Consider the following 25,328-nt stretch of genomic DNA (forward strand, 5'->3'; position numbering starts at 1 on the left):
GGAGGTGCCTTTCAGGGGTGGGTCGCTGAGCGTGTCGAAGCGTCAGAGCGAGGCGACGGCGGCGGCCTCGACGGCCAGCCCCGCCCGGTAGCGGTCGAGGTAGGAGGTGAAGCCTGAGACATCGGCCGGATCGGGGTCGGCGACCGAGATGGACGCCGTGGCGAAGACCTGCCCGTCGAGGTACTCCCCCAGCGTGGCACCGTCGGCGTGCGCGAGGTACGAGGCCAGCACCGCGATGCCCCAGGCCCCGCCCTCCGAGGCGAGCTCACCGACCGCGACCGGCGCGGCGAGAGCGCCCGCGAGGAAGCGCTGGGCGACTCCGGCCGTGCGGAACATGCCCCCGTGCGCGAACATCCGGTCGAGGCCGACGCCCTCGGCAGTCAGGGTCTGCATGCCCAGGGCGAGCGTGCCGAACACGCCGTACAGCTGAGCACGGACGAAGTTCGCGAGGCTGAAGTCGCTGTCGGGCGTGCGCACGAAAAGCGGCCGCCCTGCGGTGAGCCCGGCAATCGGCTCGCCGGCCAGGTGGTTGTAGGCGATCAGCCCGCCGGCATCCGTCTCGCCGACGAGCGCCTCACGGAACAGCACGTCGAACACCGCGTCGTCGTCGAGGGGCTGGCCGGCCGCGGCGGAGAAGCGCGTGAAGAGCCCGGTCCATGCTGCGAGCTCGCTCGCGCCGTTGTTGCAGTGCACCATCGCCACGGCATCCCCGGCCGGGGTCGTGACGAGATCGAGTTCGTCATGCGCCTCGGACAGCGGGCGCTCCAGCACCACCATCGCGAAGATGCTCGTGCCCGCGCTCACGTTTCCGGTGCGCGGCGCGACGGCGTTCGTGGCCACCATCCCGGTACCCGCGTCACCCTCGGGCGGGCACAGCGGGATGCCGGCACGCAGTGCACCGGTGGGATCGAGCAGGGCGGCGCCGGCGGCCGTGAGGGCACCGGCATCCGCGCCCGCCACCTTCACGTTGGGGAGCAGAGCGGTCAACGGCGCGGGCAGGCGGTCGCCCACCAGTGCGGCGTAGTCCGCGAGCATCCTGGCGTCGTAGTCGGCCGTCGCCGAATCGATCGGGAACATGCCGGAAGCATCGCCGACTCCGAGCACGCGCTCGCCGGTCAGCTGCGTGTGCACGTAGCCGGCGAGGGTCGTGACGAAGTCGAGCTGCGGCACGTGCGGCTCCGCATCGAGCACAGCCTGATGCAGGTGCGCGATCGACCAGCGCAGCGGGATGTTCACGCCGAGGGTCTCGCTGAGCTCGGCAGCCGCAACGCCGGTGTTCGTGTTGCGCCAGGTGCGGAAGGGCACGAGCAGCTCACCCTGCGCATCGAACGCGAGGTAGCCGTGCATCATCGCCGAGATGCCGATGGCCCCGAACGTGTCGGGACGGATGCCGTGCTGCGCCTCCGCGTCGGTCACGAGGTCGGCGTAGGCGGCCTGCAGCCCGGTCCAGACCTCATCGAGGGCGTAGGTCCACAGCCCGTCTTCGAGACGGTTCTCCCACGCGAATGACCCGGTCGCGAGCACCTCGGTCGCGTCGGGGCCGATCAGGCAGGCCTTGATGCGCGTGGAGCCCAGCTCGATGCCGAGGCTCGTGCGGCCGGCGGCGATGTCGTCGCGGGCGCTCATCGGCGGGCATCCGCACTCTGGCCGTACACGTTCTGGTAGCGGTCGTACAGTCGGTCGATCGCCTCCTGCGGGATCGGGATCAGCGGACCGGCCTCGCGGGCGACATGCACGGTGCGGGCGACGTCCTCGACCATGACTGCGGCCTTCACTGCGTCCTTCGCGTCGGTGCCGATCGTGAACGGTCCGTGGTTCTGCATCAGCACCGCGCGGGAGCGGTGGCCGCTGAGGGTCTCGACGATCCCACGTCCGATCGAGTCGTCGCCGATGATCGCGAACGGGCCGATCGGCACCGGGCCGCCGAACTCGTCCGCCATGGCTGTGATCACGCAGGGGATCTCCTCGCCGCGCGCCGCCCAGGCCACCGCGTAGGTCGAATGCGTGTGTACGACGCCGCCGACCTCCGGCATGTTCCGGTAGACGTAGGCGTGGGCTGCGGTGTCGCTCGACGGCGAGCGGTCGCTGCCCGGTGTGCCGGAGATGACAGCACCGTCGAGGTCGCACAGGATCATGTTCTCGGGCGTGAGGTCGTCGTAGCTCACGCCGGACGGCTTGATCACGAACAGGTCGGCGCCGGGCACGCGACCGGAGACGTTGCCGCCCGTCCAGACGACGAGCCCGTAACGCACCAGTTCGCCGTGCAGGCGGGCGACGTCGGCGCGGACTTTCCGGATGGACGCGTCGATGGCGGGGGTGAAGGCGGGGGCTTCGTTGCTCACGGCGGACCTCGAGGTTCTGTGACCGGTCACTGTGACCGGTCACAGAAGTGTGTCATGCGATTCGGTGACCGTCAAGGCGAGCGTCACGGCGACCGGCTCGCGCGCCGCCCGTTCATAACTCCGGAAGAACGTAGGCGCGGCGCGGCGCGGGCCGCGTGTTTCCGGGGGTCCGGTCGAGACGGGTGCGGATTCTTGCGGAGTTATGAACGCGCCCGGGCGGAGCCGCGCGATGCCGGGGCGGAGCCGGGCGGGTTCAGCTGCGCGGAGGGGCGACCGAGGCGCGGGCGACGAACTCCGGCGCGACGGGCGCCAGATCGGCCGCCTGATCGTCGGACCCGCCGACGATCACCGCGACCGCGCGCCGCGCGAGTTCGTCGAAGTCCTGCCGCACGGTCGTGAGCTTCGGCCAGTAGTACGCGGCATCGGGGATGTCGTCGAACCCCACGACGCTGACGTCGCCGGGCACCGACAGCCCGGCCTCGTGCAGTCCGCCGAGCAACCCGAGGGCCATCTGATCGTTCGCGGCGAACACGGCCGTGACTCCCGCCGCGCGCACGGCATCGACTGCGGCGTACCCCGAGCCCGCCGACCAGTCCCCCGCAATCACGGGGCCCGCGCTCAGCCCGCGCGCGGCGATCTCGGCGGCGAACCCTTCGGCACGCGATTCGGCCTCGAGCCAGTCGACCGGGCCGGCGAGGTGCGCGATGCGGGTGTGTCCGGCGTCGGCCAGCGCGGCGACCGCGAGACGCGCGCCCGCCGCCTGATCCACCGAGAGTCCGGGTGCTCCCCGACCGGCCGAGTGCAGCGTGATCACCGGCACGTCGATGCGCAGATCGTCGAGCGCTGCCAGGGTGCGGGCGTGCGGCGCGACGACCACGATGCCCTCCACGCCCTGTGCGACCAAGTGGTCGACGGCCGCGACGACGGCCGCCGCGTCTCCCGCGTCCGCGAACGCCGCGCTGACCCAGTACCCCGCATCACGCGCCGAGGCCTCGAGTGCGGCGATGCTGCGCGACGGCCCGTACTGCAGCGCGTCGGAGGCGAGCACGCCGAGCGTGCGGGAGCGGCGAGTGCCCAGCGCGCGGGCCGCATTGTTCATGCGGTAGCCGAGCTCCGCCATCGCCGTGCGGACGCGTTCCAGCGTCTCGGGGGCGACGTCGGGGTGGTCGTTCAGCACTCGCGACACGGTCTGACGTGACACTCCGGCGCGGGCGGCGACGTCCCGCACGCCGACGGTTCGGCGGGGCTCGCTGCTCGTGTCGCTCACGCCGACCACTGTACGACGACGGATGCCACCGACTCGCCGTCGTGCCACTCTGGTGACATGCGCATCGCACTCACTGGTTCATCCGGCAAGCTCGGCAGCGTCGTCGCACGGGAGCTCCGCGCGCACGGCTACGAGGTCATCGGCATGGACGTCGCGGGCACCCGCGGCCCCGACTTCGTGCAGGTAGACCTGACCGACTACGGCCAGGTCATCGATGCTTTCACGGCCGTGGGCGACCGGCACGACGGCATCGACGCGGTCGTACATCTGGGTGCGATCCCGGCGCCGGGCATCCGCAGCGATGTCGCGACCTTCCACAACAACATGCCCGCCACGTTCAACGTGTTCTGGGCCGCAGTGCGGCTCGGCATCCGCCGCATCGTCTACGCATCGAGCGAGACCGTGCTCGGACTGCCGTTCGATGTGCCACCGCCCTACGTCCCGGTCGACGAGGAGTACCCCGCACGGCCGGAGTCGGTGTACTCGCTCGTGAAGACGCTCGAGGAGCAGTTGGCGCGGGAGCTGGTGCGCTGGCATCCCGAAGTATCGATCACGGCCCTGCGGTTCTCCAACGTCATGGTCCCCGAGGACTACGCCGAGTTCCCGGACTTCGACGCCGACGCCCTCCGTCGCAAATGGAACCTCTGGGGCTACATCGACGCCCGCGACGGCGCCCAGGCCGTGCAGCGAGCGCTGGAGGTCGCCGCTCCCGGGTTCGACAACTTCATCATCGCGGCTGCCGACACCGTGATGTCACGGCCGAACGCGGAGCTGCTCGCCGAGGTCTTCCCCGATGCGCCGGTGGCGCGCGAGGTCGCGCCGAACGAGACGCTGCTGTCGATCGACAAGGCACGGCGTGTGCTCGGATTCGACCCGCAGCACTCCTGGCGCGACCACGTCTGACCGGACAGACTTTCCCCACCCGTCCTGAGACGGGTTCCCTCCGGTCCTCTGCCCTGTCTTGACCCGTGTCCCGGCGCTACCGTGGAGCCATGCGATCGACTCAGCGCCCGCCCCGCGCCCTCCGTTTCGGCCTCATCGGCATCGCAGCGTTCAATCTGCTCTCGGCACTGGCCGGCATGGTGGGTCTGACCGTCGGCGGCGGAATGGGGATCCCGCTCGACTGGATCGAGGGGAGCATCTTCGACTCCTACGTCTGGCCCGGCGTGATCCTCGGGGTCGTGGTCGGCGGGGTGCAGGCGCTCGCGCTGGTCGCGCAGTTCCGCGGCTACACCGTCGCCTGGGGCCTGCACGCGACCGCCGGCCTGACGATGATGATCTGGATCTTCGTGGAGATCGCGATCATGCTCGTGTGGTCGCCCCTGCACGGCATCTACTTCATCACGGGGCTGGTCCAGACGATCCTCGCGGTGCTCGCGCTCGGCGCCTGGCCGCGGCCGTTCCTGGCGCGGACACCACGCTAGAGACGCTCCGGTCGCAGACGCAGCCGCTATTCCTTCTTGCGCGTCACCGCGCGCTGCAGCAGCACGAACACCAGCAGGATGCCGCCCGTGATGATGGTGGTCATCTCGGGCGGGATGCCGCCGTCACGAGTGATCAGCACGGTCATGAGCCCGAGCACGAGGGCTCCGACGACCGAGCCGAGCACGTAGCCGTAGGCCCCGGTGAGCACCGTGCCGCCGATCACCGCGGCGGCGATCGCGTCGAGTTCCCATCCGATTCCGGTGATGTTCTGCGCCGTACCGAGGCGTGCCGTGTAGAGCACGGCGGCGAGGCCGGCGAGCGAGCCGCTGATCACGTAGACGAGCACCTTGGTGCGCGCGACCGGGAGACCCATCAGCAGTGCGGAGTTCTCGGATCCGCCGATCGCGTAGACCGTACGCCCTGTGCGGGTGCGGTGCAGCACGAAGAAGGCGATGAGCACGACGACGATCGCGATGATCACCGCCGGCGTGATGACCAGATCGTTCACCTTCGGTCCGTCGATGATCTTGATCTTCTCGGCGATCAGACGGATCGGCGAGTCCGCCGGGAGCTGCTCGGGCTTGGTGCTCAGCAGCGAGGCGAGACCGCGCCCGAGGAACATCATGGCGAGCGTCGCGATGAACGGCTGCACGTTGAAGTACCGGATCAGCACACCGGAGACGAGTCCGAAGAGCCCGCCGATGACGATCATGAGCACGATCACGACGAGCGGATCCCACCCTGCGTTCGAGAGCATGACCCCGGCGACGGACGAGACCGCGATGACCGATCCGACCGAGAGGTCGATGCCGCCCGTGAGGATGACGAAGGTGAGCGCGACGGCGAGCACGATGAGGTGCGCATTGTTGATCAGCAGGTTCGACAGCGTGCTCGCCTGCACGATCTTCCCGTAGGCGATCTCGCCATAGACGATCATGCCGACGAAGATGATCACCGAGGCGATGGTCGGCACGACCGAGGGATTCGCCGTGAGCTGGCGCCGGATGCGATCCACGAAGCTCGGGCCGGCACTCTGGACTGGTGCTGCGGCGATGACACTCATGCTGCCGCCTCCTTCACGATCTCGACTCGCGGCGAAGGGGGCTGTGCCTTCCTGCGACGTTGGAACCAGCTGCGCACCCGCTCGGACTGCAGCAGGCAGATGGCGACGATCACGATCGCCTTGAATGCCGGGGTGGCCGACGACGAGACGCCGAGGAACAGCACCGTCTTGTCGAGGGTCGCGATCAGGAGGGCGCCGACGAAGGCGCCGCTGAGCGAGAACTTGCCACCGGCGAGCGAGGCGCCGCCGATGACCACGGCGAGGATCGCATCCAGCTCGAGCTGATAGCCGGTACGGGAGATGTCGACGGTCATGACACTGCCGACCGACATGACCCCGGCGATGCCCGCGAGGATGCCGCTGAGCACATAGGTCGTCAGCAGGAGGCCTTTCGGCTTGATGCCGGCCATCCTGCTCGCCTTGGGGTTGATGCCGATGGCTTCGATCATGAGGCCGAGAGCGCTGCGGCGCACGACCCACGCGACGACGAGCACGATCACCACGGCGAGCAGGAACACCACGGGGATGCCGATCACGAAGCCGTTCGCGATCCAACGGAAGGGATCGCTCGACGCCGCGGTGTTCTGTCCGCCCGTGATGACCTTGGCGATGCCTCGTCCGGCGAGCATCAGCACGAGCGTCGCGATGAAGGGTTGGAGCCCGACGTAGGCGACGAGGATGCCGTTCACCGCACCGAGGATGGCGGTGACCAGCAGCGCGAGGCCCACAGCGGAGAGGGCGACGCCGACCGAGCCCGAGTCGTTCGCCGCCGCGAGGAACTCCATCGACACGGCTCCGGCGACGGCCATCAGCGAACCGACCGAGAGATCGATGCCGCCGGTCGCGATCACGAGCGACATGCCGACCGCGATCATCATGATGGGTGCCGCCTGGCGGAGGATGTCGATCAGGTTGCCGACGAGGTTGCCGTTGTTCGGGTTGATCGAGATCGCGAGATAGGTCGGATCCTTGAGCACGTTCAACGCGAGGAGCGCGACGATCGCGACGATACCCCAGAAGAACGGCTTGCGGATCAGGTCGCGCCACACGGACGCACGAGCGGATGCGCTCATCGGGTCTCCCCCTCGACGGTCTCGGGCTGCACATCGGAAGCGGCGACGGGAGCGGCGTGGACGACCTCGATCACGTCGAGCTCCTGCTCGAGGGTGGTCGCCGCGGCCTCCACTCCGTGGGCGGCGATCACATCGACGATCTCCTGCGCCGTCACGTCGGGTCCGTTCTGGATCTCGCCGATCTTGCTGTGATCCTTGAGCACGACGATGCGCTCGGACAGGCGCACGACCTCTTCGAGCTCGGAGGAGACGAAGACGACGGCGACCCCTTGGTCGGCGAGCTCCGCGACGGCCTCCTGGATCTCGGCCTTGGCGCCGACGTCGATGCCCCGGGTGGGCTCATCCAGGATGAGTAGTTCCGGCTCGGTGGCGAGCCAGCGCCCGAGGAGCACCTTCTGCTGGTTGCCGCCCGACAGGTTCTTGATCATCCGCTCCGGATCGGCCGGACGCACGTTGAGCGCGGCGATGTACTTGTCGACGATCGCGTCCTGCTCCTTGCGCGGCATCGGCCGCGCCCACCCGCGCTTGGCCTGGACGGCGAGGATGATGTTCTCGCGGATCGTGAGATCGCCGATGATGCCCTCGTCCCGCCTGTTCTCGGTCGAGAAGGCGATGCGGTGCGCGAGAGCGGCAGACGGCGAGGAGAGGTCGACCTTGCGCCCCTTGACGGTGATCCGGCCCGACTCGGTGCGGTCCGCGCCATACAACAGCCGCGCGAGTTCCGTGCGTCCGGAGCCGAGGAGCCCGGCGAAGCCGACGACCTCCCCCGGACGGATGTCGAGGTCTGTGGCGTGCACGGCGCCGGAGCGGGAGATGCCGGAGGCCGAGAGGAACGCCGCTTCGTCGGCGTCGCGCGGAGTGGTCCGACGGTTGCCGCCGAGCGACTTCAGCGTGTCGAGGTCCTTGCCGATCATCCGGGAGATGAGGGCATGCCTGTCGAGGTCGCGGGTGAGGTACTCGCCCTCGTACTGCCCGTTGCGCAGGACCGTGAGACGGTCGCTGATCGCGTAGATCTGGTCGAGGAAGTGCGAGACGAAGAGGATCGCGACGCCCTGGTCGCGCAGGGTGCGCATCACGGCGAAGAGGCCCTCGACCTCTGCGGCGTCGAGGCTGGACGTCGGCTCATCGAGGATGAGGACCTTGGCCTTGATCGCCATGGCGCGGCTGATGGCGACGAGCTGCTGCATCGCGATCGAGAGAGTCGAGAGAGGCTGGCGGGTGTCGAGGTGGTCCAGCCCGAGACGGGCGAGCGCCTCGGTGGCGGCGTGATGTGTGGCCCGCCAGTTGACGCCGAGGACTCCGCGCACCTCGTGTCCGAGCATGACGTTCTCACCGATGGTGAGGTTGGGGGCGAGGTTCACCTCCTGGTAGACGGTCGAGATCCCGGAGGCCTGCGCGTCGCCCGTGCCGCCGAAGCTCTTCTCCCGACCGGCCACGACGATCGATCCGGCGTCGATCCGGTAAACACCGGTGAGGGCTTTGATCAGCGTCGACTTACCGGCGCCGTTCTCACCCATGAGCGCGTGCACCTCACCCTGGAAGAGGCGGAAGTCGACTCCGTCGAGCGCCTTCACTCCGGGGAATTCGATGGTGATCCCGCGCATCTCGACGATGGGCAGTTCTTCGTTCATCGTTGTCTCTCCGTCTGTCCGGTCCCGAGGGCGGCGCGGGTGGGCGCCACCCTCGGGATCACGGGGTGGTGCTCAGTACTTGCGGTCCGCCAGAACGGCCTTGGCCGCTTCTGCCGAGTCGAACGCCTCGCTCGGAACGATGATGTAGGACTCGACCGAGTCGCCGGCGAGAGCCTTCTCGACGACCTCGAGTGCGGTCTCACCGAACAGCGGGTTGTACTCGTGAACGTAGCTGAGCTGACCGTCGGCGAGCGCCTGCATCGCGTTCTTGGTGCCGTCGATCGTGGCGATCTTCACATCGGTGCCGATGACCAGACCGGCTTCCTCTGCAGCCTGGGCTGCGCCGAGACCCATCTCGTCGTTCTGGGCGAAGACGAACTGGATGTCGTTGTTGTTGGCCTTGAGCATGGTCTCGAAGACGCTCTTGCCCTCTTCGGCCGACCAGTTGGCGGTCTGCGCGTCGACCTTGTTCAGCGAGGAGTCGCCGAGGCCTTCGTCGAAGCCCTGGTTGCGCTCGTTCACGACGCCGACACCGGCAGGACCCTCGAGGACGACGTAGTTGCCACCGTCGGGGAACTCGGCCGCAGCCCAGGTCCCGACCTCCTTGGCGACCTCGACGTTGTCGGGCGCGATGCGGGTGACGTAGAGGCTCGTGTCGTCGGGCTCGATACCGCGGTCGAGCAGGATCACAGGGATCTCAGCCTCCTGCGCGAGCTTGAGGGAATCCTCCCAGCCGCTGGCCTCGGTCGCCGACAGGAGGATCACATCGACGTCCTCGTCGACGAACGACGTGAACGCATCGATCTGCGACTTCTGGTCGAGATTCGTGGCGGGCGCGTACTTCAGGTTGAAGCCTGCCTCTTCAGTGAACGTGTCCTGGATGTTGCTCTCGTTCGCCTGACGCCATGCGCCTTCGGGTCCGACAGCGACGAATCCGACCGTGGTGAGTTCGCCGGAATCGCCGGAATCGCCGGCGCCACCGGAGTCTCCGCTCGAGCATGCGGTCAGGCCGAGCGCGAGCGCGCCGACGGCGACGAGTCCCAGAACTGTACGAGTGCGCTTCATTGCAGACATTTTGATCTCCTCCTCGAGATTCCGGGTCGTTTCCCGGGGTGGACCGTGCCGGTCCGAGTGTGATGACAGAACGCCTGGAGGGGCGTCGCGTTGATTATGTTACCGGGAACAATTTTCGGAACACAAGCATTCGCAGAGGTTCTGGAGCCGTTCGTGATGAATTCGTTGTTACCGGACACACATCAGTCGTCCAGCCGATCCAGTTCAGCCGCGATCAGCTCTACGACACTGTCGACCGTCACCGCGGGGCCGTTGCTGAGCTCGCCGATCTTGTCGCGGTCCTTGAGCACCACGATCCGGTCGCTGAGGCGCACGACCTCTTCGAGCTCAGACGAGATGAAGACCACTCCCACGCCGTCTCCGGCGAGCTGGCTGACCCGGCGCTGGATGTCGAGCTTCGCCGCGATGTCGATGCCGCGCGTGGGCTCGTCGAGGATCAGCACGTGCGGCCTGGTCGCCAGCGCACGTGCCAGCAGCAGCTTCTGCTGCGTGCCCCCGGAGAGATGACCCGCCGGCCTCCCCAGATCAGCGGGGTCCAGGTGGAGAGTCTCGACGTAGGTGTCGGCGAGCGCCGCGATCTCCGAGGGCGACAACGGCCTCGTCCATCCGCGCAGCGCCTGCAGGGAGAGCACGATGTTCTCGCGCGCACTGAGGTCGGCGATGATGCCGTCGACCCGTCTGTTCTCGACCGACATCGCGATGCGGCTCTTCAGCGCAGCCGACGGGCTCCTCAACTGCACGCGGTCACCGTCGACGCTGAGCTCACCGCTGTCCGCGCGGAGAGACCCGCCCAGCAGCGAGGCGAGTTCGGTGCGCCCCGAGCCGCGGAGCCCCGCCAGTCCGACGATCTCTCCCCGGTACACGTCGATGTCGGTCGGATCCAGCTCCCCGCGGCGACCGACGCCCGTCGCCCGAAGCGCAGGTTCTCCATCGGCGGCGTAGTGGTGCGCCTTGCGCTCCGAGCCGAGCGCGCGCAGCGCCTCGAGATCCTTGCCCAGCATCTGCGAGATGAGGTCCGCCCGCTCGAGCTCGCGCGTGGGAGTCTCGGCGATGAGGCGCCCGCCACGCAGAACCGTCATGCGGTCGCTGATCGCGAACGCCTGCTCGAGGAAGTGCGAGACGAACAGAATCGCGACGCCGCGGTCACGGAGCCCCCTGATCACGCGCATCAGCAGATCGACCTCTACTCGATCCAGGCTCGACGTCGGTTCGTCGAGGACGAGGATGCGGGGGTCGTCGACCATCGAGCGGGCGAGTGCGACCAGCTGCTTCTGGGCGGGCGACAGCATCGTCATCGGCGTCCGCGGATCCATGTCGTCCAGACCGAGCCGGGAGAGCGCATCCGCGGCATCCGCTCTCGTACGCTTCCAGTCGATGCCGAAGCGTGCGCGGCGTTCCCGTCCGAGCATGACGTTCTCCGCCACGCTCAGCGTCGGTCCGAGCTGGGTCTCCTGGAAGACCGTCGCGATGCCGGCCGCCCTCGCATCGGCGACGCCGGAGAACCGACGCTCCTCCCCCGCGACAACGACGGTGCCGGCGACCGGGGTCCGTGTTCCGGTGAGCACGCCGATCAGCGTCGACTTGCCGGCGCCGTTCTCGCCCATCAGCGCGTGCACCTCGCCGGGGAACAGCCGGAAGTCGATGTCGTCGAGTGCGACGACATCGGAGAACTCGACGCGGATGCCGGTGAGTTCGACGATCGGGACCGGGGCGCGCGTCGCCATCAGCGCACCTGCCGGGGAGCCGCACTGGAGCCGCGGGCGACGAGCTCGGTCGGGATACGCGTCAGCTGCGGCAGCTCGCGCTCTTCGAGAGCGGCGCGGAGCATCTCGACGACGGCAGCGCCGAGCGCGGCGAAGTCCTGCCTGACCGTGGTGAGCGGCGGCAGGAAGTGGCGGGCGAGCGGCACATCGTCGAAGCCGACGACGCTGAGGTCCTTGGGAACCTCGAAACCACGGTCGTGCAATCCGTGGATGAGGCCGATCGCCATGTCGTCGTTCGCGACGAAGACGGCCGTGTAGTCGGGCAGGCGGGTGAGCCCCTTCGCGAAGTCGTAGGTGAAGTCGGCGGTCCAGTCGCCGACGACGATGGGGCGCTCCCGGATGCCCCAGGACTTGGCCCTGGTGTGGAACGCACGTTCGCGGGCTCGGGCGTCGAGCCAGTCGAGCGGTCCGGCGATGTGGAGGATGTCACGATGCCCGAGAGCGACGAGATGATCCACCACGAGCGAGGTGCCCGCGTGCTGATCGATCGAGACGGTGAGGAAAGTGGGGTCGGCATCCGCCTTGACGACGAGCATCGGCACGCTCAACGAGATGCGCCGGAGCGCTGCCACCGACGACGAGCGAGGGGCGATCACGCACAGCGCGTCGACGCCCTGGGTGGTGAGGTTGTCGACCGCGTCCTGCGGCGAGAGAGCCTCCCCCTCGTGCAGGGCGACAGCGGTGACCGAGTATCCCGAGGTGCGTGCGGCCATCTCGACGGCCCGCAGGATGCTGGTGGGCCCGAACGAGACCGCGCTCTCGATGATCACGCCGATGCGGTGGGTGCGCTGGGTCGCCAGAGCCCTGGCCACCATGTTCGGGCGGTAGTCGAGCTCCTCGATCGCCTCGAGCACGCGTCGACGCGTGTCGGGCTTGATGTTCGGGTGACCGTTCAGCACCCGCGACACCGTCATGTGCGAGACACCGGCGCGATCCGCCACATGGCGGATGCCGGGCTTGTCGGAGCCGAGGCTGGGCATGAGCACCTCCGTCGGTCCCGCCTGCAGTGATGTTACCGAGAACAGCCTCAGGCGTGCAATCGGAGGCTCAGACGCGCCGGGGACCCCGGACCCGAGGCGCCGCTGTCGACGCACGGACGCGGAGTTCGGGTTGGATCAGCTCCCGCTCCCCGGTCTCCTCGCCCTCGATCGCCGCGAGCAGTTCGCCGATGACGACCTCGCCCAGCAGCGCGAAGTGCTGACGTACCGTGGTGAGCGGGGGCTGATAGTGCCGTGCGTCCGGCACATCGTCGAACCCGACAACGCTCACGTCCTCCGGCACGCGGATGCCGCGCTCCGCCAGGCCGTGCATGAGACCGAGCGCCATCTGATCGTTCGAGACGAACACCGCCGTCGCCTCTCCGAGCTCGAGTTCGCGGCCGAAAGCGTAGCCGGAGTCAGAGGACCAGTCACCGATGAGCGGAGGCACGACGGATAGCCCCTCTTCTTCGAGCGCCGCGCGCCAGGCCTCGGTACGGGCCTTCGCATCGAACCAGTCAGGTGGTCCTGCGATATGCAGAATCGTGCGATGCCCGAGCTCGAGCAGATGACGCACGGCCGCCTCCGCCCCGGCCCGTTGGTCGACGGATGCCGTGTGCATCTGCCCGTCGGGCTCCTCCCTCACGACCAGCGTGGGCACAGCGATCGCCTGCTGGCGCAACAGATCGAGCGAAGAGGCACGCGGCGCGATCACGCACAGAGCATCGACGCCCTGCGTCACGAGCTCTATGACACCGCTGTCGACCCGCCGGTCGTCTGTATCGCCCACCGAGAAACTGCTCACGGCGTAACCGCTCTGCCTGGCGGCATCCTCGATCGCCCGCAGCACACTGCTCGGTCCGTAGAAGCCGGGGTTGTCGACGATCACGCCGATCCGCATGGCCCGGTTGGTGGCGAGGGCGCGGGCTATCGAGCTGCGAGTGAAGTGCATCTCGTCGATCGCGGTCATCACCTTGTCCCTGGTGGACGCGCGGATGTTCGGGTGCCCGTTGAGCACACGTGACACCGTCATGTGCGAGACTCCCGCACGAGCAGCGACGTCGTAGATGCTCGGCTTGCGTGAACCGCCGACAGATGCGGAATCGGTGGTCATGGAACCCCCCTCGCACGATGACCGCTAACGGTACAACGATAGTGCGCGAGGGGAGTGTCGGCCGGTGCCATCTCTCGAGATGTCCCGAGCGATGCGGCGAGGCGGAAGCCTGCCCCTTCCTGCTGTGGGGGCAGCAGGAAGGGGCAGGCGGTGGGAGAGGGCGGTCACCGCAAGGAAGCGGCGACCTCACCTCACTCCGTCTCGGTCTCCATCACCGAGCGGCCTCGGCGACGCAGGACCCAGAATCCGGATCCGAGCGCCAGCAGCACCACACCGAGCCACGCCGCCGTCAGTGACGCACTCGCATCACCTCCGGTGTTCGCGAGGGAGCCGTCGGTACCGCCGGTTCCACCGCCGGCAGAGGGACCACCGTCGGTACCGCCACCGGTACCGCCGCCGGTGCTCGCCCTGGTGACCGTGATCGGCAGCCGCGCGAGCTCCGTCTCACCGTCACGCAACACGATGTGGTGCGCTCCCGCCGTCATGTCGGCGGGGACCGTCACGGTCGCCTCGATCCGACCGTCCGCCGTCGTCGCGCTCGCGAGCGCACGGTAGGTGCTCTCGATACCGATCTCGACCTCGGCAGCCGTCACGCCGGTGGCGGTCACGGTGACCGAGCCGCCCGCCGCGACCGTAGAGACCGACAGCTGCGCGCTCAATTCGGCGCCGGGGCTGTCGTCGATCGCGGTGAACGCCCAGTTGTCGACCTCGAACAGGTCGGTCCCGGCATCCGTGCCCTCGGCACCGGCGAAGACGAAGAACACATCGTGCTCGCCCGTCGCCCCCGTGACCTCGGCCTCGACCGTGGTCCACTCTCCGACCGTGCCGCCGACGGGGATCTCCGCCACGACGGGTCCGTCGACGTCATCCAGACGCACCTGGATGCTACTCCCGGCAACCAGCGGCTTCACCTTCGCAGACACCTTCTGGGCGCCGGAACCGAAGTCGACGCCGGAGATGCCGGAGAAGTCCCCGTCATCGACGCCCGAGAGCACCATGTTGCCCGAACCGTTGTGCTCGGGGAACTCGACCGAGGCGGCATCCGTCTTGGTCGTGGTGATGCCGAGCTGCCAGGCAAGGGTCTCCGCCTCGAAGGTGCGGTACGGGTCGAAGCTCTCGACCTGCGCGACGCCCGCCTTGGTTCCGACGATCGGCTTGATCGTGCCGTCCTGGTTGAACTCGAGTTTGTCGATGTGCACCGAGCGGTAGCCCTGCGTGGCACCGGGGGTTCCGAGCGCAGCTGCCCACGCCGCCCCGCGCGTCTGCGCGTGGTACGTGAAGTAGGTCTCACCCTTGTAGGTGAACATGTCGGAGTGGTTGTTGCCACCGTTGCCCGCTCCGAAGAACGTGCCCTGGTTCTGGAACGCCACACCCGCGTACTCCGAGGAGCCGAGCTTCATCGGATCATCGGTCATCATGTAGGCGATCGCACCACGCGACGGGTACAGCCCCGGCGCCTCGTTGACCTGGAAGTTCGACGAGTACGAGTAGTAGTACTTGCCGTCGCGCTTGAACATGCTCGAGGCCTCGAACATGCCGGGGGCGTCGATCTCGACCGGGTCGCCGTCGAGGGTGACCATGTCGTCCATCAGCTTCGCGACGCGGGTCGACTTCGGGTTCTGCGGCCCCTGCACGTTCGGCGAGGTTCCGATCTGCGAGTTGCCGCCGAAGTACAGGTAGCCCTGTCCGTCGTCATCGATGAACACTTCGGGGTCGAAGAGCCACATTCCTGCGGGGAAGCCGCCTTCGGCGATGTATTCGCGCGAGACCGTGTCGGGGATGATCTTCTTGCCCAGCGGGTCTTCCCACGGGCCGAGCGGCGATCCGCCGACGACGACCGCCGTGCCGGTTCCGCTGTCGCAGAAGTAGAGATAGACCTTGCCGTCCTTCTCGATCGCAGCCGGAGCCCAGGAGTTGCGGGCCCACGGGGCGGCACCGCCCTCGCGAGCCACCGGCACCGTGCCATGGTCGACCCAGTTGACCATGTCGGTCGTCGACATCACGTTGAGCCGGGTGATGCCGCCATAGCCGTTCGACTGCGTCGGCAGGCCGTTCTCATCCTTACTGTTCAGGTCGTACTGCTGGGTGTCATCGGTCGAGTAGACGTAGAGACGACCGTTGTAGACGAGGTGGTGCGGGTCGGCGCCGAACTTGTGCCCGACGAGCGGGTTGTGGTCCCCGATCGGCTTGGTCTGCACCTTCTCCAGACTCGTGAAAGCGGGTCCCTCCGGCGCATCCGCGATCTTGACGAGCGAGAGCTCGTCGATCAAGAAGTCCTGCAGTGCGGCAGAACCCCACGGAGTCTCCACGAACAGCCAGCCCGCGGCGACGTGCTTGGCCTCGGCCGTGAACTCCTGCGAGAACGTGCCCCATTCGCCCTTCGTGAAGGTGTGCCCGTAGTCGGCGCAACCGTTGAAGTTCGTGGGGCAGAACGTGAAGTTGAACTGCTGGGTGGCGTTGCCCTCGTCGTACTTGAGCTTGCCGGTGAGCCGGTAGGAGGCACCGAGTTCGATCTTGTCCGCGACGCTCGCGAAAGGGCCTGACTGGGTGTTCTCACGGCCCGCCACCTTCAGCGAGTGAGCTCCGCTCGCCGCATCGTCGCTGAGGCTCAGCGTGCCGCCGCGGGCGTTCGTCCAGCCCGTCAGGTCGGAGACGAACCGACCGTCCGGAAGCAGGTTGCCCGGCACCGCCGGCGGCTCGGCGACCGCAGGGGCCCCGCCGTCGGTGGTCAGGGAGACGTCGTCGATCACGAATGACTGCACGTCGGTGTTCCAGGGGGTCTCGACGAACATGATGTCGTAGTCGGCCGTCAGCGGCGTGAAGGTCTTCTCGACGGTGGACCACTCGCCTGCCGTCGCCGTCGTGGACCCCACGACGTCACAACGGCTGCGCGTCGAAGTGCACAGCACCACGTTGAAGCTCTGGGTGGCGCGTCCGGCATCGAACTTGAGCGAGAGCGAGAGATCGTAGGACTGATCGGTCTTCAGCAGACCGGTCACCGTGGCCGTGGGGCCGGACTGGAAGCTGGAACGATCGCTGATCGCGAGAGACTTCGCGCCGGTGCGCGCATCCGTGCTCGCACTCAGCGTCCCGCCCAGGGGCGCGGTCCACCCCGAGAGCCCGCTCTCGAAGGTGCCGTTCTCGATGATGTCCGACGGCGCGGCGAATGCCGCCCCCGGCAGCCCGACGGCTGTCACCGATGAGGCGATGAGGGCGGCGACCCCCAGCAACGCAGCGGGGCGCGATGCGGACCGGCGACGGTGCCGATCGGTGGATCTGAGATGTGATTTCACTGCTGTTCTCCTTGTGGATCGATTCGCTCGAAGGCGCGCGGGCGCGCACCGATGGCGGCCTTTCCCTCGCGGGAGGAGGCCGTCGAGGGGTGCCCTCAGGCGAAGGTGGGAAGCGACCGAGAGATCCCGTCGCGGTGGATCGCCGCGGGGCGGCTCCGGTCCCCTTATGGGGTCGATGGGAGTGCGCGCAGGTGGGTCACGCCGCGTGATGTCCGCGGCGAGGGATGCCTCCACCGTGCGGGTGCGCTCAGCGTGCCTGTCGAGGATGCCGCTGCTGGTATCCGCGTACCGGACGACGGCTTACGGCACGGTCACCGTGCCGACGGAGATGGACTCCGGTGATGCTCTTCATGCACTCTCCTCCTTGAGATACCGGAGCCTCACGCAGCGCGGGTCCGGGCGGCCCGGGCGGGCCGTGTGATGATCACTGCTCACATGATGTTACCGGTAACAGATTTCAGAAAGCAAGGATGCGGCGCAACGGACTCCTCGATGGGCGGGTGAAGACTCCGCGGACCGAGTCAGCCACGTCAAGCGACCCCGTGCATCCGAAGGCGTCTCGAGATGCCGCATCCGCCCCGTGAAGGTGACACATCGCGCCCCTTCTCGACCTGAAGGTGTCGCGGGGTGCCCCATCGTTCGCCGCGAGGCGACGTTATGCGACCACCCCGAGGTGGGCCTCGCGGCCTACAGCCCCAACCGCTCCAGGTAGGGGTTCACGAACCGACGCTCGGGGTCGTACGTGGCCGCGAGCGCGGCGAAGTCGTCGAAGCGCGGGTAGCGCGAGCGCACCTCGGCACCGTCGAGCGTGAACACCTTGCCCCAGTGCGGGCGCGCGGTCTCGGGCAGTGCGGCCTCGATCGTGGGGAGCAGCGCCCGGACCGCCTCTTGCTCGGGCTTCCAGGTGAAGTGGATGCCGACGGCATCGGTGCCGTACGACGAGCTCAGCCACAGGTCGTCCGCGCGCACGGTGCGGATCTCGTTGACGAGCAGCAGCGGTGCGATCTGGCCGGCCAGCATCCGCACCGCCTGGATCGCCGCGACGGCATCCGCGCGCGGCACGAGGTACTCGCTCTGCAGCTCGGCGCCAGCCGACGGCGTGTACTCCAGCTTGAAGTGGGTGAGGCGCTCGAACCACGGCCCCGCGACCCCGAGCTGCTCGGTGCAGGCGATGGGGTCGACGCCGAGGATCGGATGCCGCTTCGCCGCCGCCGGCTCCGCGCCCAGACGCTCGAACAGAGACTCCCGCGCGGCCTCGCGCGCCTCGGGCTGACGTTGCTTGACCCAGATCTGGTCCACGAAGTCGGTGCGCTCCCAGGTCGAGAAAAGGCTGACGCTGGTGCCGATCGACGTGACCTCGTCGAAGTCTGCGAGCACGGCATCCCAGCTGGGGTGCTCGAACACGAACTGCGAGACCAGGTACGTCGGTTCCACGTCGAGCGTGACATCGAGCACCACGCCGAGCGCGCCGAGGCTCACGACGGCGCCGTCGAAGTCGTCGTCGCCCCGACGCAGCGTGCGGATCTCACCGGACGCCGTGAAGATCGTGAGCGCGCGGACAGCGCTCGCCAGTGACCCGATCGCGTCTCCCGAGCCGTGGGTTCCGGTGGCCACTGCTCCGGCGATCGAGATGTGCGGCAGCGAGGCGAGGTTCGCGAGCGCGAGCCCCTCGGCCTCCAGCAGCGGCGCGATGTCGCCGTAGCGCAGGGCGCCCGAGACGCGCACGGCATCACGCTGCCCGTTCACCTCGAACACCGCGGGCAGGCGGTCCAGCGCGATCAGCGTGCCATCGGTGTCGGCGATGTCGTTGAAGCAGTGGCGCGATCCGAGCACGCGCACCGGGCCGCCCTGCGCCAGGAGCGCGCGCACCTCCTCCACCGATGTCGGATGCGCGAGCGTCGCTGCTCGATACGTGAGGTTGCCCGCCCAGTTGCGTTCATTCATGTCGAGACTCCTTCTCCACCCGCCGTGGTCCTGTCGCAGTCTATGCGCGGCTCTCACCGAGGGCTCGAGATGATCCGCTCCAGCCGTTCGCGACGCACGCAGTTCTCGAATGCGAAGGCATCCGCGAGCGATTCCGCCTCGTCCGCGCTCACTCCGGTGAATGCGCGCGCGTAATCCCCCACCATCGCCTCCGCGAGCATCACGTGACGCACGTGCCCGTGGATCCACCGCCGCGCACCCCAGGGGAACGGCGCGAAGTCGGGGAACTCGGTCTCGAACAGCCGCTCCAACGGCTCGAGCACGTCACGCACGCTGGCGTCGGTCGAGCCCCATGAGTCGACGCCGAGCCGGCTCTTCTTCTCCAGCACGGGTGCGATGCGACGCATGTAGTCCGAGTCCGGATCGGTGCTGACCCCTCCCTGCAGTCCGATGTCCTTGTAGGTCCACAACGCCCAGCTGGCATCGTGACGCGCATAGATCTCGAGCTGATCCTCCAGCAGCTGATAGCGCTGCTCATCCCGTGCTGGCTCCCCCGTGTACACCGGCCCGAACTCCCCGACCCAGATCGGGGTCCCCGTCTCGCGCATGTAGGCAGTGCGCTGCAGGAACGTCTGTTCGACCTTGTCGCGGTCGATGTACTGCCCTCTGCTCACCCCGGGATACGGACCACCGTCCGCGAACCCAGGAAGGGCGTAGTCGTGCGCCGTGTAGACGCAGTTCGGCAGCGGGTCACCGAGCTGGTCGAACTGCGTGGAGTAGCGGTTGCCGTCCAGGAACAGGATGTGGTCGGGATCGATCGCGCGGATCGCCGCCTCGAGTCGTCGATAGAACGGTCCGATCGTCGTCCCCTCGGCATCCCCCGGCTCGTTGATCGGGTTGTATCCCGCCACCCACGGATTACCGCGGTAGCGCTCGGCGATGCGCTCCCACAGGTGCACGACCCGGTCCTGGAACTGCCGCTGCGCCCAGAAATGCGCCCACTGGGTCGGGTTGTCGCTGTGCCAGTGCTGGTTCTGCGCGCCCGGCACGGCGTGCAGGTCGAGGATCGCGTAGATCCCGTGCCGAGCGCACGTCTCGACCGCGCGATCCAGCAGCACGAAGCCCTCCTCCTTCATGACGAACGGCTCGGCGTCGTCTTCGAAGTGTCGGTAGTTGAAGGGGATGCGCACGGAGTTCATGCCCAGGCTGCGCACGTGCGCAGCGTCGGCATCGGTGAAGAACACCGAGAGGAACCGAGAGAAGTACCTCTCGTACGCCTCGTCACCCAGCACCCGGCCCAGCGCTTTGCGATGCTGCGTCTCGGTGCCCGCGTACCCGGTGATGAAGTTCTCCATGTTCATCCACCCGCCGAGCCCGAACCCCCGCAGCAGCGTCGGGCGATCCCCGTTCAGGATGCGTGTGCCGTCGACACGAAGGACCGCAGCTGTCACCTCACCCGCATCCTGAAGTGTCATCGCACCGTTACCGCCGTCCACGAGACGGCGGGCAGGGTGATCGAGATCACACCGCCGTCGACCTGCGCCGACGTGTTCTCCTGCATGCCCACGCGCTCCGGGTCATCGATCGTATTGCGCGCATGGATGTCGTCGTCCTGCAGGGTCTGAGCCGAGGTCACCGACACGGCGCCGAGCCGGCTCACGTCCACCTGCACAGTGACCTCTTCGGTCAGGCTGCGGTTCACGAGGAAGATCGCCGTGTCACCGCTCTCCTCATCGTGCGTGGCGACCGCGTCCACGAGAGACACGTCGCCGTAGGCCGAGGTCTCGTAGGTCGGTGCCTCGAGACGCACTTCCAGTGCACGTCCCCGTGCGAGACGGGAGGTGATCGCGAAGGGGAAGAAGGTCGTCTGACGCCAGGACTTGCCGTTCGGCTCGGTCATGATCGGGGCGATGACGTTCACCAGCTGCGCGAGGCTCGCGGCCGTCACCCGGTCGGCATGACGCAGCAGAGAGATCAGCAGGTTGCCGAACACGACCGCATCGATCACGGAATACGAGTCCTCGAGCAGGCGCGGAGCGATCGGCCAGTCGTTCGCGTCGGTGATCTTCTCGACGTCGTTGAAGCGCGACTGGTACCAGACATTCCACTCGTCGAACGAGATGTTGAGCGTCTTGTCGCTGCGCCGCAGCGCCTTCACGTGATCTGCCGTAGCCACGACAGCCTCGATGAACCGGTCCATGTCGACCGCGGATGCCAGGAAGCTCTCGTAATCGCCCCCCTTGGGCTCGTAGTACGCGTGGCAGGAGATGAAGTCGACCTCGTCGTAGGTCTCCTCCAGCACCACCCGCTCCCACTCGCCAAACGTGGGCATCGACGCACTCGAGCTGCCGCAGGCCACGAGCTCGAGATCCGGGTCGATCATGCGCATCGCCCGCGCCGTCTTGACCGCCAGCCGGCCGTATTCGTGCGCGGTGGAGTGGCCGACCTGCCAGGGGCCGTCCATCTCGTTGCCCAGGCACCACATGCGCACGTTGTACGGGTCCTTCTTGCCGTTCGCGATGCGCTTCTCCGACCAGAACGTCCCGGAGGCGACGTTCGTGTACTCGAGCACATCGAGTGCCGACTCGATGCCGCGAGTACCGAGGTTCACGGCGTACATCAGCTCGCTGCCGATGCCGTCGGCCCAGCCGGCGAACTCGTCGAGACCGATCTCGTTGGTCTCGATCGAGTGCCAGGCCAGATCCAGTCGGCGGGGCCGCTCGGTGCGCGGCCCGACGCCATCCTCCCAGCGGTAGCCCGAGATGAAGTTCCCCCCGGGATAGCGGATCGTGGAGACCCCCAGCTCTTTGACCAACTCCTTGACGTCGCCCCGGAAGCCGTCGGCATCGGCCGTCGCATGACCCGGCTCGTAGATCCCCCCGTAGACGCACCGTCCCAGGTGCTCGACGAACGATCCGAAGAGTCGTCTGTTGATGTCGCCGACAGTGAAGTGCGGGTCGATGGCGAGTCGTGCGTTGATCATTTTCACCTTTACGTGGAGAGAATCTGCGTGGACAGAGCGGAGGTCGCCGCAGCAGGGGCTACTTGAGACTTCCGATGGAGAGCCCACCCTGCCAGTACTTCTGCAAGGTGAGGAACGCGATGACCAGGGGGATCACCGAGACGAGAGAGCCGAGGATGATGATGCTCCACAGCGAGGTGCCGCCGGCGTTGTTGGCGGAAGCGATGCCCTGCCACATGCCGATTCCGACCGTGACGGGGAAGAGGCGGTTGTCGGACAGCATCGCCAGCGGCAGGAAGTAGTTGTTCCAGGAGGCCACGACCGAGAGCAGCAGGACTGTGACGATCGCGGGGCGCATGAGCGGGAGGGACACCTGCAGGAACGTCCGCATCTCCCCCGCGCCGTCCACGCGCGCCGCGTCCAGCAACTCGTCCGGCACGGCCTCGCGGGTGTAGATGTTCATGAGGTACACCCCGAACGGGTTCAGCAGCGTCGGGAGGATCACGGCCCAGATCGTGTTCGTCAGCCCCAGCTGCGAGAACAGGATGAAGGTCGGGATGACCAACGCGGTGGTGGGAACCATGACGGAGCCCAGCAGCACGGCGAAGCTGAAGCTGCGCCCCCGGAAGCGGAACTTCGCGAATCCGTAGCCCGCCATCACCGCGAGCACCGTGGCACCGATGCCGCCGACGAAGGCGTACAGTGCGGAGTTCAACATCCAGCGGGCGTAGATGCCGTTCTGGAAGCTGAACAGCTCGACCAGGTTCCCCCAGTAGTCGATGTCACCTGAGAACCACAGCGAGCTGCCCCCGCCGAAGAGCCCGGCGGCGTCCTTCGAACTGTTGACGATGACCCACCAGAACGGGATCAGGAAGTACACGACCAGGAACCCGAGGAGGACCTGAAGAGGCAGGTGCCGGCGGCGCGCGGCGCGACCGGAGTCGGTGAGGGTCGTCATGACAGGAAGCTCCCGCGCTTTCGGGTGATGAACATGAAGAGGTAGACGCAGACGAACACGACGGCACCGAGGGCGAAGGAGATCGCCGAACCGTAGTTGTAGTTGGCCAGCGCGAAGGCCTGTTGATAGGCGTACATGTTCGGCGTGAGGTCGGACGGTATGGCTCCGGAAGCCAGATATCGCAGGATCTGCGGTTCGTTGAAGAATTGCAGCGTGCCGATCAGCGCGAACACCAGGATCAGCAGCAGAGCGGGCGCGATCAGCGGGATCTTGATGCGCAGGGTGATCTGCCATCCGCTCGCACCGTCGATGCGCGCGGCTTCGTAGAGCGTCGGATCGATGCCCTGCAGTGCCGCGTAGATGATGATCATGTAGTACCCGGCCCACTGCCAGGTCACGATGTTGAGGAGCCCGAAGAAGATGAGGTCGCGGCTGAGCAGGTCCGGGCCGGCCATGCCGAAGATCCCGAAGATCTCGGCCATCGGCCCGAAGCTCTTGCTGTACAGGAAACCCCACATCAGCGCGCCGATGACGGCGGGGATGGCGTAGGGCAGGAAGATCATGAGGCGCGAGAAGCGCGCGAAACGGCTCACCACGGCGTCGAGGATCAGCGCGACCCCGAGCGACACAGCCATCTGCAGCGGGATCAGGATCGCCGAGAACCCGATCACGAAGCGGATGCCGTCGAGGAAGTTCTGATCGGTGAAGGCCTTGACGTAGTTGTCGAACAGGACGAAGGTCGTCCCGCCGATCAGCTTCGTCTGGAACAGGCTCAGATAGAGCGCGTAGAGCAGCGGAGTGACGAGCAGCGCGAGGAAGACGATCGCGAATGGTGCGACGAACGCCCAGCCCACTCCGCCGCGGGCGGAGCCGCCGCGTCGACGCGGACTGCTGCTCTTCTTCGATGTCTTCGGGCGAACCGCGATATCGACGGTCATGGATGACTCCTGGATCTAGAGGGAGGGGAGGACGCGGCGGGCCGCCCGAGTGTACGGACGACCCGCCGCGCGCAGGATCACTTGACCGTGAAGCCCTGCTCTTCGGCGTACTTGACAACCGATTCCTGGAGCGCGTCAGCAGCTTCCGCGCCGGAGACGGACCCCTCGTTGATCGACGCGAGCTGCTCGTTGAAGGCGTCGAAATAGTACGCACCGAACGGCGTGTACGTCATACCCGTGTAGCCGTTGGCCGCCGGGACGTAGACGTCCTTGTTCGCCAGTTGCCCGTCGAAGAACGGCACAGCGTAGTTCTCGAAGTCGGGTGAGTTGAGCGCGGCGAGGTTCAGCGGGAAGATGACCTGGTTCTGCCATCCGTCCGTGAGCGAGGCCTCGTCGGCGTAAACACCGAATGCGACCTTGGCCGCGAGCTCGGGGTTCTTCGCCTGGCTCGTGACGGAGAACGCGGAACCGCCCCAGTTGACATAGGTCGGGTCGGCAGAGTCCCATTGCGGCAGCGGAGCAGTAGCCCAGACACCGGCGTCCTCACCCTCGCCGACACCGGCACCCGTCAGGTACCCGGGAGCCCAGGCCGCCGAGATGTAGGTGGCATAGTCGCCGCCGATGACACCGGCGATGTACTCGGGAGTGAACTGGTCCTGCGTTCCGACCAGACCCTTCTCCACCAGCCCGTCCCAGTAGTCGAGCACCTCCTTCGACGCGCTGTCGTTGAGGTTGATCGCGATCTTCTCGGGGTCGGCGGCGTCATAGGTGAAGGGCTCAGCACCGTTCTGGTACTGCAGCGCCATCATGACGGCAGGAACGTTGGCGCCCAAGTCGCCGAAGAGCGGACCGCCGGCGTCCTTGACCTTCTGCGCCGCGGCCTCGTACTCGGCCCAGGTGGTGGGAGGAGTGATGCCGTAGGTATCGAAGATGTCCTTGCGGTAGATCATGCCCATGGGGCCGCCGTCGACCGGGACGCCGTAGACCCCTTCTCCGACGGACACGTCCTTCCAGGCACCTTCGCTGTAGTCGGCCTTCACGTCTTCGTAGCCGAAGGAGGCGATGTCGACGATCGCATTCTGCACCTGGAAGGTGGGGATGCGGTCGGCCTCGATCATGACGACGTCCGGTGCGCCCGTACCGGCGGTGATGGCGGTCTGGAACTTGTCGTATTCATCGCCGCCCTGGCCGACGTTCGTCCAGCACACCTGGACGTCGTCGCTCGCCTTGTTGAAGTTGTCGACGACGAGCTCCATGTTCGGATACCACGCCCACATCGTGACGACCGGAAGATCCTTCTTCTCGATCGTGTTGGTGCAGTTCGTGGCCTCGTTGCCGCCGCCCGCTTCGTCACCGCCGTCGGCGCACGAGACGAGCCCGCCCGCGAGGACGAGAGTGAGTGCCGCAGCGAGAGCATGTTTCGTCTTCACTGTGTTTCCCTTCGGATACTGGACTTCATTGTTCAATGCCCCACCCGGTCATCGGGACGCGAAGTGGTTAGGATTACAACGTTGTATTTCTAACG

Annotated in this window: 19 protein-coding genes; 2 read left to right on the top strand and 17 right to left on the bottom strand. The window is 67.3% G+C overall.

Annotated features, from left to right (window positions below):
- Positions 1 to 42: 42 nt before the first annotated feature.
- The 3 genes from P0Y60_17195 to P0Y60_17205 form a co-directional block, all read right to left on the bottom strand.
- Complete coding sequence (locus P0Y60_17195; protein ID WEK61015.1) at positions 43 to 1,626, bottom strand: FGGY-family carbohydrate kinase; 1,584 nt, start codon at positions 1,624 to 1,626, stop codon at positions 43 to 45.
- Complete coding sequence (locus P0Y60_17200; GenBank protein ID WEK61016.1) at positions 1,623 to 2,342, bottom strand: L-ribulose-5-phosphate 4-epimerase; 720 nt, start codon at positions 2,340 to 2,342, stop codon at positions 1,623 to 1,625. The genes P0Y60_17195 and P0Y60_17200 overlap by 4 nt, the downstream gene beginning before the upstream one ends.
- Before the next feature lie 253 nt (positions 2,343 to 2,595).
- Complete coding sequence (locus tag P0Y60_17205; protein ID WEK61017.1) at positions 2,596 to 3,609, bottom strand: LacI family DNA-binding transcriptional regulator; 1,014 nt, start codon at positions 3,607 to 3,609, stop codon at positions 2,596 to 2,598.
- A 57-nt stretch (positions 3,610 to 3,666) separates the two neighbouring features.
- On the opposite strand from P0Y60_17205, the gene P0Y60_17210 reads away from it, so the two are divergent.
- Positions 3,667 to 4,512, top strand: a complete 846-nt coding sequence (locus tag P0Y60_17210; protein ID WEK61018.1) for an NAD(P)-dependent oxidoreductase — start codon at positions 3,667 to 3,669, stop codon at positions 4,510 to 4,512.
- An 89-nt stretch (positions 4,513 to 4,601) separates the two neighbouring features.
- Positions 4,602 to 5,033, top strand: a complete 432-nt coding sequence (locus P0Y60_17215; protein ID WEK61019.1) for a hypothetical protein — start codon at positions 4,602 to 4,604, stop codon at positions 5,031 to 5,033.
- A gap of 26 nt (positions 5,034 to 5,059) precedes the next feature.
- Here P0Y60_17215 and P0Y60_17220 read toward each other — a convergent pair whose 3' ends face one another.
- The 14 genes from P0Y60_17220 to P0Y60_17285 all read right to left on the bottom strand — a co-directional run bounded on the left by P0Y60_17220 (position 5,060) and on the right by P0Y60_17285 (position 25,233).
- Positions 5,060 to 6,097, bottom strand: coding sequence for a sugar ABC transporter permease (locus tag P0Y60_17220; protein ID WEK61020.1), 1,038 nt, complete (start codon positions 6,095 to 6,097; stop codon positions 5,060 to 5,062).
- Positions 6,094 to 7,170, bottom strand: a complete 1,077-nt coding sequence (locus P0Y60_17225) for an ABC transporter permease (protein ID WEK61021.1) — start codon at positions 7,168 to 7,170, stop codon at positions 6,094 to 6,096. Before P0Y60_17225 ends, P0Y60_17220 begins: the two co-directional genes overlap by 4 nt.
- Positions 7,167 to 8,801, bottom strand: coding sequence for a sugar ABC transporter ATP-binding protein (locus P0Y60_17230; GenBank protein WEK61022.1), 1,635 nt, complete (start codon positions 8,799 to 8,801; stop codon positions 7,167 to 7,169). Before P0Y60_17230 ends, P0Y60_17225 begins: the two co-directional genes overlap by 4 nt.
- 72 nt (positions 8,802 to 8,873) lie before the next feature.
- Positions 8,874 to 9,875, bottom strand: a complete 1,002-nt coding sequence (locus P0Y60_17235; protein WEK61023.1) for a substrate-binding domain-containing protein — start codon at positions 9,873 to 9,875, stop codon at positions 8,874 to 8,876.
- Between the two features lie 182 nt (positions 9,876 to 10,057).
- Positions 10,058 to 11,599 carry a sugar ABC transporter ATP-binding protein gene (locus P0Y60_17240; protein WEK61024.1) on the bottom strand — a complete coding sequence of 514 codons (1,542 nt, stop codon included), beginning with the start codon at positions 11,597 to 11,599 and terminating at the stop codon, positions 10,058 to 10,060.
- Positions 11,599 to 12,618, bottom strand: coding sequence for a LacI family DNA-binding transcriptional regulator (locus P0Y60_17245; GenBank protein ID WEK61025.1), 1,020 nt, complete (start codon positions 12,616 to 12,618; stop codon positions 11,599 to 11,601). The genes P0Y60_17240 and P0Y60_17245 overlap by 1 nt, the downstream gene beginning before the upstream one ends.
- A 67-nt stretch (positions 12,619 to 12,685) precedes the next feature.
- The gene (locus tag P0Y60_17250; protein ID WEK61026.1) at positions 12,686 to 13,729 is read right to left on the bottom strand and encodes a LacI family DNA-binding transcriptional regulator; all 1,044 of its coding nucleotides are present in this window, start codon (positions 13,727 to 13,729) and stop codon (positions 12,686 to 12,688) included.
- 191 nt (positions 13,730 to 13,920) lie between these two features.
- On the bottom strand, positions 13,921 to 17,022 hold the full coding sequence (locus tag P0Y60_17255; protein ID WEK61027.1) for a carbohydrate binding domain-containing protein: 3,102 nt from the start codon (positions 17,020 to 17,022) through the stop codon (positions 13,921 to 13,923).
- A 687-nt stretch (positions 17,023 to 17,709) separates the two neighbouring features.
- Positions 17,710 to 18,966 carry an FAD-binding protein gene (locus P0Y60_17260; GenBank protein ID WEK61028.1) on the bottom strand — a complete coding sequence of 419 codons (1,257 nt, stop codon included), beginning with the start codon at positions 18,964 to 18,966 and terminating at the stop codon, positions 17,710 to 17,712.
- Positions 18,967 to 19,019: 53 nt separating this feature from the next.
- A complete protein-coding gene (locus P0Y60_17265) occupies positions 19,020 to 20,396 on the bottom strand; it encodes a cellulase family glycosylhydrolase (protein WEK61029.1) in 1,377 nt (458 codons plus the stop codon).
- Positions 20,397 to 20,416: 20 nt separating this feature from the next.
- Entirely contained in the window at positions 20,417 to 21,928 is a 1,512-nt protein-coding gene (locus P0Y60_17270; GenBank protein ID WEK61030.1) for an alpha-N-arabinofuranosidase, read from the bottom strand.
- Between the two features lie 58 nt (positions 21,929 to 21,986).
- Complete coding sequence (locus P0Y60_17275) at positions 21,987 to 22,865, bottom strand: carbohydrate ABC transporter permease (GenBank protein ID WEK61031.1); 879 nt, start codon at positions 22,863 to 22,865, stop codon at positions 21,987 to 21,989.
- The gene (locus P0Y60_17280) at positions 22,862 to 23,803 is read right to left on the bottom strand and encodes a sugar ABC transporter permease (protein WEK61032.1); all 942 of its coding nucleotides are present in this window, start codon (positions 23,801 to 23,803) and stop codon (positions 22,862 to 22,864) included. Before P0Y60_17280 ends, P0Y60_17275 begins: the two co-directional genes overlap by 4 nt.
- 77 nt (positions 23,804 to 23,880) lie before the next feature.
- On the bottom strand, positions 23,881 to 25,233 hold the full coding sequence (locus P0Y60_17285) for an extracellular solute-binding protein (GenBank protein ID WEK61033.1): 1,353 nt from the start codon (positions 25,231 to 25,233) through the stop codon (positions 23,881 to 23,883).
- Positions 25,234 to 25,328 lie beyond the last annotated feature (95 nt).

The sequence above is a fragment of the Candidatus Microbacterium colombiense genome (assembly GCA_029203165.1).
Classification (GTDB): domain Bacteria; phylum Actinomycetota; class Actinomycetes; order Actinomycetales; family Microbacteriaceae; genus Microbacterium; species Microbacterium colombiense.